We start from the raw sequence: 14,063 nt of genomic DNA, 5'->3' as shown, positions 1-14,063 counted from the left end.
GTGCTCAACGAACCCTCGGTGGTCGCCGTCAAGGAGGGCGCCAAGGGCGCTCTCGCCGTCGGCACCGATGCCAAGGAGACCATCGGCCGGACTCCCGGCTCCATCACGGCGATCCGCCCCCTGCGCGACGGCGTGATCAGCGACTACGAGGCCGCCGAGGAGATGATCCGGCACTTCGTACGGAAGGTCGTGCCGGGCCGTCGCCCCCGCACCCGTATGGTGGTCTGCGTGCCCTCCGGGGTCACCCCCGTCGAGCGCCGCGCCATCGTGCACGCCGCGCAGCGCTCGGGCGCCCGCGCCGTGCACCTGGTCGAGGAGCCGATGGCGGCCGCGATCGGGGCGGGCCTGCCGGTGGCCGAGCCGCGCGGCTCGATGGTCGTCGACATCGGCGGCGGCACGACCGAGGTCGCCGTCATCTCCCTGGGCGGCATCGTCACCGCGCAGTCCCTGCGGGTTGGCGGCGACCGCCTCGACACCGCGATCACCGATTACGTACGCAAGGAGCACGCGCTCCTCATCGGCGAGCGCACCGCCGAGGACATCAAGGTCGCGATCGGCTCGGCGTGGCCGGTGCCGGGCGAGGACGCCTTCGAGATGCGGACGTTCACCGTGCGCGGCCGCGAGAAGGTGGGCGGCCTGCCGAAGACGGTGGACCTGACCGCGCGCGAGGTGCGGGCCGCCCTCGACGAGCCGGTGGAGCAGATCATCGCCGCCGTGAAGGCGACCCTGGAGGAGTGCCCGCCGGAGCTGTCCGGCGACATCATGGAGCACGGGATCGTGATCACCGGTGGCGGCGCCCTGCTGCCCGGGCTCGACCTGCGCGTCTCCTCCGCGACGGGCATCCCCGTCGTCGTGGCCGAGGACCCGCTGGACAGCGTCGCGCACGGCTGCGGCAAGTGCGTGGAGGACTTCGACGGGCTGGAGCGGGTGATGTCCGCGGCGTGACGCCGCGGGTGGCGTGACCGTTGCCGCGCCGCGGCGTGACCCTCGCGGGTCGCGTGACCGCCGGGGCGCGGCGCCCTTCTCCGGGCTGCGCCCCTGGCCCCCATCGGCCTTCGGCCGCGTCCGCAAAAACGCCGGACAGCCGGACAGCCGGACAGGCTGAACTACCCCAGCTGTCCCGCCGGCAGCTCCGCCACCACCTCGTACACCCCGTCCTTCGGACCGGCCGTGAACGACCCGCCCACCGTCCGCACCCGCTCCGCCATCCCCGCTGTCCCCGTCCCCGCCGACACCGGCGCCGAGAGGGGAGCCGTCGCCGGGAGGGCGTTGCGGACCCGGACGCGGAGGCAGGGCGCCACGATCGTGACGTGCACGTGGACCGTCTCGCCCGGTGCGTGCTTGGCCGCGTTCGTCAGACACTCCTGGACCACCCGGTGCACCGCTGCCTGGCGCAGCGGGGAGAGGCGGTAGGCGGCGCCGTCGACGAGCAGCTCGACGGGGCTGCCCGCGCGGCCGCTGCGCTCGGCGAGCTCCGGCAGGGCGTCCAGGCCGGGGGTGGGGGCGCCGTCGGTGCCGCGCTGGACGATGATCTCGTTGAGCATGCGGTGGGCACAGCGCGCCGTCTCGGAGAGCTCCTCGAAGCCCTCCTCGTGCGCACCGCCCGCGGCCCGGCGGGCCAGGACCTGGGAGCGGACGCTCAGCAGCGTCAGCTCGCGCCCCACGAAGTCGTGCACGTCCCGGGCGATGCGCATCCGCTCGCGCTGCACCGCGTGCAGGGTCTCCGTCTCGGCCCGCTGCTCCTGGAGCGCGCGCACCAGGTCCTGGCGGTTGGCCGCGACCCCGACGCCCGCCGCGAGCGCCCCGATCGGCACGACCAGGCTGAGGAAGGAGCTGAGCGTCTCACCGCGGTGCGGCGGCCAGCCCGGCTGCAGGAACATGACGTACGCGAAGGCGACATACCCGACGACGCCGAGCACCGCCGCCCGGCGCCCCCGGTAGCGGCCCACCGAGTAGAGCGCGAACTGGGCGAGCGTCAGCTCGTGCAGCCAGCCCAGGAACAGCAGCGCGACGGCGTACGGGATCCAGGGCAGCGGGCGGCGCACCATCAGGGACGCGGCGCCGAGGGCGAGGACGGCGGCGGCCATGAGGCCGTTGAGGGAGTTGTCGTCCTTGGCGAGGCCCGGGATGTCCAGGGCGAGCAGGGAGAGACAGCTGAGCGCGGTGAGCAGGTCCAGGGCGCGCGGGCTCTGCACGGAACGCCCGGCGAGGCGGCGGCCGGTGGCCACCGCCTGACGTATCGCCGTGCGGGCGGCCCTGTCGTGCATCTCTCCATCATCCAAGGTCTTTCGGCCCGATTGAACGGACTTCCGGCCTGGATGTGGTGATTTGCAGCACTGTGTGCGACCGCAACGGGACCTTCGCCCGGCGCCTCGGGACCAACGCGTCTACCGCACGGCTCCCCGCCCCGGTCACGGTCGAATGCATGCCCTCCGCCACCCGGACCGCGTCCCCCGCGCCGCCGACCGAGACCCCGGCCGCCCCCGCCCGCGGCTGCCGCCCCCTCGGCCTGCTCCTGCTCGTCGCGGGCGCCGTCGGCACGCTGGCCTCGGCCGTCCTGACGTACGACCGGATCGAGTCCCTGGCGAACCCGGCCTTCTCCCCCGGCTGCAACATCAACGCGGTGCTCAGCTGCACCGACGTCATGACCACCTGGCAGTCCAACCTCTTCGGCTTCCCGAACATGCTGCTCGGCATCGCCGGGTTCGCCGTCCTCGGTGCGCTGGGGCTCGTCCTCGCGGTGGGCGCCGTGTTCCCGCGGTGGCTGTGGCTCTGCGTGCAGGCGGCCGTGACGGGGGCCTTCGCCTTCGTGGTGTGGCTGGCGAGCCAGTGCCTGTACGTGATCGGGGCGCTGTGCCCCTGGTGCATGCTCGTGTGGGCGGTGACGATCCCGGTGTTCTGGTGCGTCACGGTGCGCTCGCTGCGGACGGGGGCGCTGCCCGCGCCGTCCTGGCTGGTGCGCGCGCTCGCACCGCGCTACGCATGGCTCGGGCTCGCCCTGATCTACGGCGTCCTCACCGTGCTCGTACTGATCCGTTTCGGCGACCAACTGCTCTGATCCCGGGTGCCCACGGCGCGGCGAGGCGATCATGGCCGCGCCCCGGGGGTCTCATCGGACCATGTGGTATGCCCAGAACCCCGGCCGCCGGACCCGTCAGACCCTCGGTGACGCCGCCGTCCTGATCTGGACCGCTCTATGGTGCGCCGCCGCACTCACCGCGTACCGGCTGGCCTGTCTCCTCACCGTCCCCCGAACCCTCCAGGAGCACCGTCTCCCCCTGCTCGGCGACCGCGTCGGCACCGCGCTGCGCGAGGTCGCCCACGCCACCGGGCAGATCGACCCCGCCCTGGTACGGGGCCTGGTCACGGCGGGCTCCCTCGCCCTCTTCCTGGTGCCCGTCGGCCTCGTCCTCGGCTCCTGGTTCCCGCGCCGCCTCCGCTGGCATCGCCAGGCCGTCGCCGCGCGGGAGCTCGCGGCCTGCGACGACGGCCGGGAACTGCTCGCCCTGCGCGCCCTGATGCGGCCCCTCGACGAGATGACCGTGCTCGCCGAGAGTCTCGCCGACACCCTCCCCGACGCCACCCCCGGCAGCCTCGCCGAGGGCTGGCGCAGCGGCGACCCGGAGACCCTCGACGCCCTGGCCGACGCGGAGCTGGAGCGGCTCGGGCTCGAACTCGAGCCGCACGCGGAGGTCCTCCCGGAGGAGGCGCACGCCGGGCCCGTGGAGCTGATCTCTCAGGGAGAGCGGGTCGAACCGCCCGTACCCACCGTCTGAATCATGCGCTGACAGGGCGAAGGCGCCCGGAACCGTTGAGGTTCCGGGCGCCTTCGCTTACGTACGCCTGTGCTTACGCGGCGGGCAGCGCCGCCAGCTGGGCCTCGATGCGGGCGATGTCCTCGTCCGCCTTGGCGAGGCGGCCGCGGATCTTGTCGACCACATGGTCGGGGGCCTTGGCCAGGAACGCCTCGTTGCCGAGCTTCGCGTTGGCCTGGGCCTTCTCCTTCTCGGCGGCGGCCAGGTCCTTGGCGAGGCGCTTGCGCTCGGCGGCCACGTCGATCGTGCCCGACAGGTCGAGCGCGACCGTGGCGCCCGCGACCGGCAGGGTCGCCGTCGCCGCGAAGGCGTCGCCCTCCGGCTGGAGGCGCAGGAGCTGGCGGATGGCGGCCTCGTGGGCGGCGAGCGCCGTGCCCTCCAGGGTGAGCCGGGCCGGGACCTTCTGGCCGGGCTGCAGGCCCTGGTCGGCGCGGAACCGGCGCACCTCCGTGATGGCCTGCTGGAGCGCGGCGATCTCCTGCTCGGCGGCGGCGTCGCGGAAGCCGCTGTCGCTCGGCCACTCGGCGATCACGACGGACTCGCGGCCGGTCAGCGTCGTCCACAGCGTCTCCGTCACGAACGGGACGACCGGGTGGAGCAGGCGCAGCGTGACGTCCAGGACCTCGCCGAGAACGCGGCCGGAGACCTTCGCGGCCTCGCCGCCGCCCATGAACGTGGTCTTGGACAGCTCCACGTACCAGTCGAAGACCTCGTCCCACGCGAAGTGGAAGAGGGCGTCCGAGACCTTGGCGAACTGGTAGTCGTCGTAGAGCGCGTCGACCTCGGCCACCGTCGCGTTCAGGCGGGAGAGGATCCAGCGGTCGGTGGCGGACAGCTGCTCCGCGGGCGGGAGTTCGCCCTCGACCGTGGCGCCGTTCATCAGCGCGAAGCGCGTGGCGTTCCAGATCTTGTTGGTGAAGTTGCGCGAGCCCTGGACCCAGTCCTCGCCGATCGGCACGTCCACGCCGGGGTTGGCGCCGCGGGCGAGCGTGAAGCGCAGGGCGTCGCTGCCGTACTTGTCCATCCAGTCCAGGGGATTGACGGCGTTCCCGAAGGACTTCGACATCTTCTTGCCGAACTGGTCGCGGACCATGCCGTGCAGGGCGATGGTGTGGAACGGCGGGGTGCCGTCCATCGCGTACAGGCCGAACATCATCATCCGGGCGACCCAGAAGAAGAGGATGTCGTAGCCGGTGACCAGGACGGAGTTCGGATAGAACTTCGCGAGCGACTCGGTCTCCTCCGGCCACCCCAGGGTGGAGAACGGCCACAGCCCGGACGAGAACCAGGTGTCGAGGACGTCGGTGTCCTGCTTCCAGCCCTCACCGGTCGGCGGCTGCTCGTCGGGACCCACGCAGACGACTTCGCCATTCGGCCCGTGCCACACGGGGATGCGGTGGCCCCACCACAACTGGCGCGAGATGCACCAGTCGTTGAGGTTGTCGACCCAGTCGAAGTAGCGCTTCTCCATCTCCTGGGGGTGGATCGTGACCTTGCCGTCGCGGACCGCGTCACCGGCGGCCTTCGCGAGCGGGCCGACCTTGACCCACCACTGCATCGACAGGCGCGGCTCGACGGTCGTCTTGCAGCGCGAGCAGTGGCCCACGGAGTGGGTGTAGGGGCGCTTCTCGGCGACGACGCGGCCCTCGGCGCGCATCGCCCCGACGATGGCGGAACGCGCTTCGAGCCGGTCCAGTCCCTGGAAGGGGCCGGGAACCGTGATGACCGCGTGCTCGTCCATCACCGTGATCGCGGGCAGGTCGTGGCGCTGGCCGATCTCGAAGTCGTTCGGGTCGTGCGCCGGGGTGACCTTGACGCAGCCGGTGCCGAACTCGGGGTCGACGTGCTCGTCCGCGACGACCGGGATGGAGCGGTCGGTCAGCGGCAGCTTGATGAGCTTGCCGATGAGGTGCTTGTAGCGCGCGTCCTCGGGGTGCACGGCGATGGCGGTGTCGCCGAGCATCGTCTCCGCGCGCGTGGTGGCGACGACGACGGTCTCGTCCCCGTCTCCGTACTTCAGCGAGACGAGCTCGCCGTCGTCGTCCTGGTACTCGACCTCGATGTCGGAGATGGCGGTCAGACAGCGCGGGCACCAGTTGATGATGCGCTCGGCGCGGTAGATCAGCTCGTCGTCGTAGAGCTTCTTGAAGATCGTCTGGACGGCCTGGGAGAGGCCCTCGTCCATGGTGAAGCGCTCGCGCGACCAGTCGACGCCGTCACCGAGGCGCCGCATCTGCCCGCTGATCTGCCCGCCGGACTCGCCCTTCCACTTCCAGACGCGCTCGATGAACTCCTCGCGCCCCAGGTCGTGGCGGGACTTGCCCTCCTTGGCGAGCTCGCGCTCGACGACGTTCTGCGTGGCGATGCCGGCGTGGTCCATGCCCGGCTGCCAGAGCACCTCGAAGCCCTGCATGCGCTTGCGGCGGGTGAGGGCGTCGATGAGCGTGTGCTCGAAGGCGTGGCCCAGGTGCAGGGAGCCGGTGACGTTCGGCGGCGGGATGACGATCGTGTACGGCGGCTTCTCGCTCTTCGCGTCGGCGGCGAAGTAGCCCCGGTCTACCCAGCGCTCGTACAGCGTCCCCTCTACGTCGGCCGGCGTGTACTGGGTCGGCAGTTCGGGAGTGGTCGCTGGATTCTGCTGCTGAGTGTTCTCGGTCACGGGGTCAGTTTAGAGGTGTGCGGGAGCCGTGCCGAAACCGGAATCCGCGGTAACGCTTGGGCTCCGGAAGCCCCACGGGGCGCGAGCTTCGGTCAGGATGTCCGGTACACATCAGCATTCCTAGGGGGACCCTTCACCATGAGCTACAACCAGCCCGGCCCGTACGACGGCCAGCCCCAGCAGCCCGGCCCGTACGGCGGCCAGCAGCCGCAGCAGCCGGGCCCCTACGGGCAGCCCCAGGGCCAGCCGCCCCAGACCCCGTACGGCCAGCCGCCCCAGACCCCGCCGCCCGGCTACGGCTACCCGCAGCAGGGTGGCCAGCCCGGCGGCTACAGCCAGCCCCAGCAGCCCGGCCCCTACGGGCAGCAGCCGCAGGCCCCGTACGGCCAGGTGCCCCCGCCCCCGCCGGGCGGCGGGAACGGCAAGAAGGCGGGGCTGGTCATCGGCGCGGTCGTGCTCGTGGCGGCGCTCGGCGCGGGCGCGTACTTCGCCTTCGGGCGGGGTGACGACGGCGGCTCCACGTCCGTGAAGGACGACGGCCCGCACAAGCTGGTGGCTCCGGCGTCGGTCGCCGAGTACAAGAAGAAGGAGGGCAGCGACTCCTCGGACACCGGCCTCACGAGCGACGACGACAAGAAGGCCGCCACGGAGATCGGCATCGAGAACGCCAAGCAGGAGACGGCGAGTTACCAGTCCTCCGGGGTGAAGCCCAAGACCGTCGGCTTCAACGGGATGTACGGCGAGATCAGTGATCCGGGGAAGGCGGTCGACAAGGGCTTCGACAAGATTCACGAGACCTCCGAGGACACCGGTGACAACGCCGGCAGCAAGGAGGAGGTCTCGTGGAGCGGCAGCCCCGAGTCGGTCTCGCCCGACGGCCTCGACAACGCGGTGATGAAGTGCCAGACCGCCACCATCAAGGAGAGCGGCAAGTCCTTCGACATCCCCTTCTGCATCTGGGCGGACCACAGCACCTTCGGCATGGTCAACGGCATCGACAGCTCGGCCATGCTGACCGGCGGCAAGGGCATGACGACCGACGAGATCGCCCCGCTCGCGGCCAAGCTCCGCAAGGCCGCACGGGTCAAGGCGTAGCGCCCACGCAGGCGTAAACAGGCACGAAGGCCCCGAAGCAGAGCGCTTCGGGGCCTTCGTACGTCAGTCCTCTGGCACAGCCCATCAACAACTCCGCATCGATCCACCCCGGCGGCCCCACGCCCACCGGCCATCGGTCAGGATGTCTGAAACAGATAAGCGTTCGAGGGGAACGGAACCCGCAATGAGCTACAACCAGCCGGGCCCGTACGGTGGGCAGCCTCCTCAGCAGCCCGGCCCGTACGGCGGCCAGCCGCAGCAGCCGGGCCCCTACGGCCAGCCGCAGCAGGCTCCCCAGCCCGGCTACGGCTACCCCCAGCAGGCTCCCCAGGGCGTCCCGCCCCAGCAGCCCCCGTACGGCCAGCCCGGCCCCTACGGGCAGCAGCCCCAAGCCCCGTACGGCCAGCAGCCCCAGGCCCCCTACGGCCAGGTCCCGCCCCCGCCCCCGCCGGGCGGCGGGAACGGCAAGCGGACCGGCATCATCATCGGCGCCGTGGTCGCACTGGTCGCGGTCGGCGCGGGCGTCTTCTTCCTCACCAAGAAGGACGACGACAAGGGCGGCAAGGGCGGCGGCTCGTCCGTGGCCGACGGCGGCGGCAGTGGCGGCGGGACCGGCGTGACGGACGACGGCCCGCACAAGCTCACGACCCCCGAGACCGTCCTCAGCGAGTACAAGAAGGACAGCGGCGCGAGCGGCGGCGGCGGCTTCACCGATGACGACCTCAAGGACGCCGAGAAGGCGGGCGTACTGAACCCCACGTCGGTCAACGCCGGTTACCAGGCGGGCGACAAGAGCAACCCGCTGTCGGCCAAGGCCCTTCAGTTCATGGGCGTGTACGGGAAGATCGCCGACCCCGCCAAGACCGTCGACGGCATGTTCGCCAAGCTGAAGGAAGACTCCGCGAAGGACGCCGGGAACGGGTCCAGCACCGGTGAACTGACCGGCAGCCCCGAGGACTTCAGCACCAAGGAGGCGGCGCTGAAGTGCCAGGAGTCCGTGTTCAAGAACAACTCCCCGTCCAGCGGCGCCGCGAGCGGCCCGAAGGAGATCCGCATGCCGGTCTGCATCTGGGCGGACCACAGCACGCTCGGCATCGCGGTCCCGGTCGAGATGGCGGACGCCATGGCGGGCAAGAGCCCGTCCCTCGACGACGCTTCGGACACCGCCCTCAAGCTCCGCAAGGAAGTCCGCGTCAAGCTCTGACGCCTCTGACGCACCGGACACCTCTGACGCTCCAGCACCACGACCCCCGGAGGGGACACACCCAATGAGCTACAACCAGCCGGGCCCGTACGGCAACCAGCCCCAGCAGCCCGGCCCGTACGGCGGCCAGCAGCCCCAGCAGCCCGGACCCTACGGCCAGCAGCCCCAAGCCCCCCAGCCCGGCTACGGCTACCCCCAGCAGGCCCCCCAGGGCGTCCCGCCCCAGCAGCCCCCCTACGGCCAGGGCCAGCCCCAGCAGGGCTACGGCTTCCCCCAACAGCCCGGCCAGCCCGGCCCCTACGGCCAGCAGCCCCAGGCCCCCTACGGCCAGGTCCCGCCCCCGCCCCAGGGCGGCGGCAGCGGCAAGCGGACCGGCATCATCATCGGCACCGTGGTCGCGCTGGTCGCCGTCGGCGTCGGCGTCTTCTTCCTCACCAAGGGCGACGACGACAAGGGCGGCAAGGGCGGCGGCTCGTCCGTGGCCGACGGCGGCGGCGTGAAGGACGACGGCCCGCACAAGCTCACCACCCCCGCGACGGTGCTCACCGAGTACACGAAGAAGGAGGGCAGCGGCGGCGGAGGCGGCATGGGCCCGAGCGACATGAAGGACGCCGAGAAGCACGGCGTGAAGAACGCCAAGGACATCTCGGCCCAGTACGAGTCGGGCGACAAGAGCAACCCGATGGGGCAGAAGATCCTTCAGTTCAACGGCGTCTATGGCGACATCGAGGACCCGGAGAGCGTCGTCGACGCGATGTTCGCCGAGGCGAAGAAGAACGCGGACAAGAGCGGCTCGGGCAGCAGCGGCCAGAGCATGTCTCTGGTCGGCAGCCCCGAGTCGTACAACCCGTCGGGGCTCGACGGCGCCGTCATGAAGTGCCAGGAGATGAAGTACGACTTCGGCGGCTCGTCGGCCGGAGGCGGCGAGGCGGCCGACACGCCCGACAAGATGTCGATGGCCACCTGCATCTGGGGCGACAAGAGCACCGTCGGCGTCGTGATCACCACGGACATGGCGACCGTGATGGCCGGCAAGAGCGCCGACCTCGAGGACGGCGCGGACAAGGCGGCCAAGTTCCGCAAGGAATCCCGCGTCAAGCTCTGAGCCGTCCGAACCGTAAGCGTCAAGAGGGGGAACCCCACGCAATGAGCTACAACCAGCCGGGCCCGTACGGCGGCCAGCAGCCCCAGCAGCCCGGACCCTACGGCCAGCAGCCCCAGGCCCCCCAGCCCGGCTACGGCTACCCCCAGCAGGCCCCCCAGGGGGTCCCGCCCCAGCAGCCGCCGTACGGGCAGCAGCCCCACGCGCCGTACGGGCAGGCCCCGCAGCCGCCCATGCCGCCGCAGGGTGGTGGAGGCGGTGGCAAGAAGGCCGCGGCCGTCATCGGTGCCATCGCCGTGGTCGCCGCGATAGGCGTCGGCGGGTACTTCCTCCTCGGCAAGGACGACGGCGGCTCGTCGGTCGCCGACGACGGGAAGACGTACAAGCTGACGACGCCCTCGACGGTCGCCGGTGAGTACCAGAAGGAAACCACGAGCTCGGGGTCCGGCGGGATGGGCAAGAAGGACCTCGCGGAGATGGAGCAGGCCGGGGTCGCGAACCCCAAGGACGTCAGCTCCGCCTACCAGTCCGGCAGCGGGAACACCCAGAAGTCGCTCAACTTCGGCGGCGTCTACGGCGACATCGACGACCCCGAGAAGGTGGTCGACGCCATGTTCGCCAAGATGAAGAAGAACGCCTCCAAGTCGGACGCGGAGGGCGTCAAACTCATCGGTGAGCCCGAGGAGTTCAAGCCCGCAGGGTTCGAGAACGGCATCATGAAGTGCCAGGCGGCCGAGTTCCGGCTCGGGGCCGCCGATGACGCCGAGAAGAAGGACGGCATCCCGAACTCCTTCCAGACCCCGATGTGCGTCTGGGGCGACCACAGCACCGCCGCGTTCGTCACCCACGCCGACGGCGGCGCCACCCTGTCCGGCAAGAAGCTCACCCTGGACGAGACCGCGGCCCTGACCGCCAAGCTGCGCGACGACGTCCGCGTCGAGGTCAAGTAGCGGGGCACGCAAGCGACTTCGTACGCGAAGAGGGGCGCCCCGCGAGCAACAAGCCGGGCGCCCCTCGTAGTTGGTGTGCCGCGTACGGCAACCCGTATGCCGCTACGCCGACTTCTGCTCGCCGCTGCCCGAACCGCGGGCGTCGCGGGGGACCAGGGTCGGGTTCACATTCGAGTGGACGACATCCGCCGTGATGACGACGCGGGCGACGTCCTTGCGGGACGGGACCTCGTACATCACCGACTGGAGGACCTCCTCCATGATGGCGCGCAGGCCGCGGGCGCCGGTCTGGCGGAGGATCGCCTGGTCCGCGATGGCCTCGAGGGCGCCGCGCTCGAAGTCCAGCTCCACGCCGTCGAGTTCGAAGAGGCGCTGGTACTGCTTGACCAGGGCGTTGCGGGGCTCGACCAGGATCTGGAGGAGTGCTTCACGGTCCAGGTTGTGCACGCTCGTGATGACCGGGAGACGGCCGATGAACTCGGGGATCATCCCGAACTTCACCAGGTCCTCCGGCATGATGTCCTCGAAGCGGTCCTTCTCCTCCAGCTCGCGCTTGGAGTGGATGGTGGCGCCGAAGCCGATGCCCTTCGCGCCCGCCCGCGACTCGATGATCTTCTCCAGGCCCGCGAACGCGCCGCCCACGATGAAGAGGACATTGGTCGTGTCGATCTGGATGAATTCCTGGTGCGGGTGCTTGCGGCCGCCCTGCGGCGGGACCGAGGCGGTCGTGCCCTCAAGGATCTTGAGCAGGGCCTGCTGGACGCCTTCGCCCGATACGTCGCGCGTGATCGACGGGTTCTCGGACTTGCGAGCCACCTTGTCGATCTCGTCGATGTAGATGATCCCGGTTTCCGCCTTCTTGACGTCGTAGTCCGCGGCCTGGATCAGCTTCAGGAGGATGTTCTCGACGTCCTCGCCCACATAGCCGGCCTCCGTCAGCGCCGTCGCGTCGGCGATGGCGAACGGGACGTTCAGCATGCGGGCCAGGGTCTGGGCGAGGAGAGTCTTGCCGGAACCCGTCGGGCCGAGCAGCAGGATGTTGGACTTGGAGAGCTCGATCGCGTCGTCACGACCCTGCGCGCCGCCGTTCTCGCCGGCCTGGACGCGCTTGTAGTGGTTGTAGACCGCTACCGAGAGGGCCTTCTTCGCCGGCTCCTGACCGACGACGTAACCCTCCAGGAACTCGTAGATCTCGCGGGGCTTGGGCAGTTCCTCCCAGCGCACCTCGCTCGTCTCCGCGAGCTCCTCCTCGATGATCTCGTTGCAGAGATCGATGCACTCATCGCAGATGTACACACCGGGGCCTGCGATGAGCTTCTTGACCTGCTTCTGACTCTTCCCGCAGAACGAGCACTTGAGCAGATCGCCGCCGTCACCGATGCGTGCCACGGTGTGCTTCCCCTTCGCCTGGGAGACGCCCTTGGTCCAGCGGCTCCTGGTGCCTTGTATCCGACGGTACCTTGCCGGGCCCCCCGTTCGGGCCCCCCTTGGCACGGTTCACTTCGCCGAGGAACCGCGCCAAGGGAAACGCAGATGCTACTGCGCGCTCAAGCGACCGAGGAGTTGTTCATCTTCCGGGTCGAGATGATCTGGTCGATCAGGCCGTACGACAGCGCGTCCTCGGCCGTGAGGATCTTGTCGCGCTCGATGTCGTCGCGGATCTTCTCGATCGGGGTCGTGGAGTGCTTGGCCAGCAGTTCTTCCAGCTGAGCACGCATGCGGAGGATCTCGTTCGCCGCGATCTCCAGGTCGGAGACCTGGCCGCGGCCGGTCTCGCTGTACGGCTGGTGGATCAGGACGCGGGCGTTCGGCAGCGCCATGCGCTTGCCCGGCGTACCGGCCGCGAGGAGCACGGCGGCGGCCGAGGCGGCCTGGCCCATGCAGACCGTCTGCACGTCCGGCTTCACGAACTGCATCGTGTCGTAGATGGCCGTGAGGGCGGTGAAGGAGCCGCCCGGGCTGTTGATGTAGACCGAGATGTCACGGTCGGGGTCCATCGACTCCAGGCACAGGAGCTGCGCCATGACGTCGTTGGCGGAGGCGTCGTCGATCTGGACGCCGAGGAAGATCACGCGCTCCTCGAAGAGCTTCGCGTACGGGTCGTACTCGCGCACGCCCTGCGAGGTGCGCTCGACGAAGCGCGGGATCACGTAGCGGGACTCGGCGCTCGGGCCGGTGTACTGGCCGGCGGCCTGCTCGGCGCGCATCCGGTCGTAGAGGCCGCTGCCGGGGAAGTCGTTCACTGTGTCTCCTGAAGATGGGCTGAGGTCGGCTTCGGGGCTCGGAACGGGTCAGTCAGACCCGTCAGGCTCCGGTGCCGCCGCCGCCCGGCATTCCGGCCGCCGTCGGCATGATGTCGTCGATGAGGCCGTACTCCTTGGCCTCCTCCGGGTCGAACCAGCGGTCGCGGTCGGAGTCGTGCGTGACCTGCTCCACCGTCTGACCGGTGTGGAACGCCGTGAGCTCGGCCATCCGCTTCTTCGTGTGCAGCAGCCGCTCGGCGTGGATCTTGATGTCCGAGGCGGAACCGGCGAGGCCCGCGGAGGGCTGGTGGATGAGGATCTCGGCGTTCGGCAGCGCGAAGCGCTTGCCGGGGGTACCGGCGCTGAGCAGGAACTGGCCCATGGAGGCGGCCATGCCCATCGCGATCGTCACCACGTCGTTCTTGATGTACTGCATGGTGTCGTAGATCGCCATGCCAGCAGTGATCGAGCCGCCGGGGCTGTTGATGTAGAGGTAGATGTCCTTGTCCGGGTCGGAGGCAAGGAGCAGCAGCTGCGCGGTGATCTTGTTCGCGATGTCGTCGTCGACCGGCTGGCCGAGGAAGATGATCCGCTCGTTGAGCAGCCGGTTGTAGACCTGGTCGCCGAGGCCACCACCGATGGAAGGCTCGCCGGCGGCGGAGGGCATCAGATTCGTCACGTATCCACCTGCTCGTCTTACGACGGCGCCGGGCCGTCTCACGTCTTCTGGGGGGCGGGGGGCGCTGCGCTGTGCGGTTGCGGGGACTCCCCTGCCCTCGTATTCATGGACCCTAACGCGTGGCTCCCGCCAGGGAATCCCGGTAGGGGAACTGTTCGCTGTGAGCGCAGGTAGCTCCCGCTGAGGGCTGCCGGGAGGGGTGCCCCACAGGGGCGCGGGGAACTGCGCGACCAGCCCGCGGCGGGCCGCACCCGCCGTAGAACGGACCACGGCAGATGCGTTTGCGGGTTCGTGGGGGCTGAGCGCGCAGTTCCCC

Annotated in this window: 12 protein-coding genes; 7 read left to right on the top strand and 5 right to left on the bottom strand. The window is 70.3% G+C overall.

The window, feature by feature from the left end; genetic code table 11:
- A partial coding sequence (locus ACFWYM_RS44440; protein WP_384851241.1) for a rod shape-determining protein occupies positions 1–945 on the top strand: 945 nt, incomplete at its 5' end.
- 161 nt (positions 946–1,106) lie between these two features.
- On the opposite strand, the gene ACFWYM_RS44435 is transcribed toward ACFWYM_RS44440, so the two are convergent.
- The gene (locus ACFWYM_RS44435) at positions 1,107–2,267 is read right to left on the bottom strand and encodes a sensor histidine kinase (protein ID WP_384851239.1); all 1,161 of its coding nucleotides are present in this window, start codon (positions 2,265–2,267) and stop codon (positions 1,107–1,109) included.
- Between the two features lie 158 nt (positions 2,268–2,425).
- On the opposite strand from ACFWYM_RS44435, the gene ACFWYM_RS44430 reads away from it, so the two are divergent.
- The gene (locus ACFWYM_RS44430) at positions 2,426–3,058 is read left to right on the top strand and encodes a vitamin K epoxide reductase family protein (RefSeq protein WP_384851237.1); all 633 of its coding nucleotides are present in this window, start codon (positions 2,426–2,428) and stop codon (positions 3,056–3,058) included.
- Between the two features lie 61 nt (positions 3,059–3,119).
- Entirely contained in the window at positions 3,120–3,776 is a 657-nt protein-coding gene (locus ACFWYM_RS44425) for a hypothetical protein (RefSeq protein ID WP_384851235.1), read from the top strand.
- A gap of 73 nt (positions 3,777–3,849) precedes the next feature.
- On the opposite strand, the gene ACFWYM_RS44420 is transcribed toward ACFWYM_RS44425, so the two are convergent.
- Positions 3,850–6,474, bottom strand: coding sequence for a valine--tRNA ligase (locus ACFWYM_RS44420; RefSeq protein WP_384851233.1), 2,625 nt, complete (start codon positions 6,472–6,474; stop codon positions 3,850–3,852).
- Between the two features lie 138 nt (positions 6,475–6,612).
- Here ACFWYM_RS44420 and ACFWYM_RS44415 point away from each other — a divergent pair, with 138 nt between their 5' ends.
- The 4 genes from ACFWYM_RS44415 to ACFWYM_RS44400 all read left to right on the top strand — a co-directional run bounded on the left by ACFWYM_RS44415 (position 6,613) and on the right by ACFWYM_RS44400 (position 10,825).
- The gene (locus ACFWYM_RS44415) at positions 6,613–7,569 is read left to right on the top strand and encodes a hypothetical protein (protein WP_384851231.1); all 957 of its coding nucleotides are present in this window, start codon (positions 6,613–6,615) and stop codon (positions 7,567–7,569) included.
- A 184-nt stretch (positions 7,570–7,753) separates the two neighbouring features.
- Entirely contained in the window at positions 7,754–8,773 is a 1,020-nt protein-coding gene (locus ACFWYM_RS44410; protein WP_384851229.1) for a hypothetical protein, read from the top strand.
- Positions 8,774–8,837: 64 nt separating this feature from the next.
- Positions 8,838–9,878 carry a hypothetical protein gene (locus ACFWYM_RS44405; RefSeq protein ID WP_384851227.1) on the top strand — a complete coding sequence of 347 codons (1,041 nt, stop codon included), beginning with the start codon at positions 8,838–8,840 and terminating at the stop codon, positions 9,876–9,878.
- Positions 9,879–9,919: 41 nt separating this feature from the next.
- Positions 9,920–10,825 carry a hypothetical protein gene (locus ACFWYM_RS44400; protein ID WP_384851225.1) on the top strand — a complete coding sequence of 302 codons (906 nt, stop codon included), beginning with the start codon at positions 9,920–9,922 and terminating at the stop codon, positions 10,823–10,825.
- 102 nt (positions 10,826–10,927) lie between these two features.
- On the opposite strand, the gene clpX is transcribed toward ACFWYM_RS44400, so the two are convergent.
- The 3 genes from clpX to ACFWYM_RS44385 form a co-directional block, all read right to left on the bottom strand.
- Positions 10,928–12,214 carry an ATP-dependent Clp protease ATP-binding subunit ClpX gene (gene clpX / locus ACFWYM_RS44395; protein WP_384851223.1) on the bottom strand — a complete coding sequence of 429 codons (1,287 nt, stop codon included), beginning with the start codon at positions 12,212–12,214 and terminating at the stop codon, positions 10,928–10,930.
- A gap of 158 nt (positions 12,215–12,372) precedes the next feature.
- Positions 12,373–13,068 carry an ATP-dependent Clp protease proteolytic subunit gene (locus ACFWYM_RS44390; RefSeq protein WP_384851221.1) on the bottom strand — a complete coding sequence of 232 codons (696 nt, stop codon included), beginning with the start codon at positions 13,066–13,068 and terminating at the stop codon, positions 12,373–12,375.
- 61 nt (positions 13,069–13,129) lie between these two features.
- A complete protein-coding gene (locus ACFWYM_RS44385) occupies positions 13,130–13,735 on the bottom strand; it encodes an ATP-dependent Clp protease proteolytic subunit (protein WP_384851243.1) in 606 nt (201 codons plus the stop codon).
- Positions 13,736–14,063: the final 328 nt, after the last annotated feature.

Source organism: Streptomyces sp. NPDC059009, from assembly GCF_042740175.1.
GTDB lineage: Bacteria > Actinomycetota > Actinomycetes > Streptomycetales > Streptomycetaceae > Streptomyces.
The sequence above is the reverse complement of the archived record's forward strand: the minus strand, read 5'-3'. Positions and strand labels throughout refer to the sequence as shown.

Excerpts from the sequence above, each read along its gene's own strand:
- ACFWYM_RS44400 (WP_384851225.1), top strand. The coding sequence starts at position 9,920 with ATGAGCTACAACCAGCCGGGCCCGTACGGCGGCCAGCAGCCCCAGCAG.
- ACFWYM_RS44410 (WP_384851229.1), top strand. The coding sequence starts at position 7,754 with ATGAGCTACAACCAGCCGGGCCCGTACGGTGGGCAGCCTCCTCAGCAG.
- ACFWYM_RS44385 (WP_384851243.1), bottom strand. The coding sequence starts at position 13,735 with ATGCCCTCCGCCGCCGGCGAGCCTTCCATCGGTGGTGGCCTCGGCGAC.
- ACFWYM_RS44435 (WP_384851239.1), bottom strand. The coding sequence starts at position 2,267 with ATGCACGACAGGGCCGCCCGCACGGCGATACGTCAGGCGGTGGCCACC.
- ACFWYM_RS44430 (WP_384851237.1), top strand. The coding sequence starts at position 2,426 with ATGCCCTCCGCCACCCGGACCGCGTCCCCCGCGCCGCCGACCGAGACC.
- ACFWYM_RS44405 (WP_384851227.1), top strand. The coding sequence starts at position 8,838 with ATGAGCTACAACCAGCCGGGCCCGTACGGCAACCAGCCCCAGCAGCCC.
- ACFWYM_RS44415 (WP_384851231.1), top strand. The coding sequence starts at position 6,613 with ATGAGCTACAACCAGCCCGGCCCGTACGACGGCCAGCCCCAGCAGCCC.
- ACFWYM_RS44425 (WP_384851235.1), top strand. The coding sequence starts at position 3,120 with ATGTGGTATGCCCAGAACCCCGGCCGCCGGACCCGTCAGACCCTCGGT.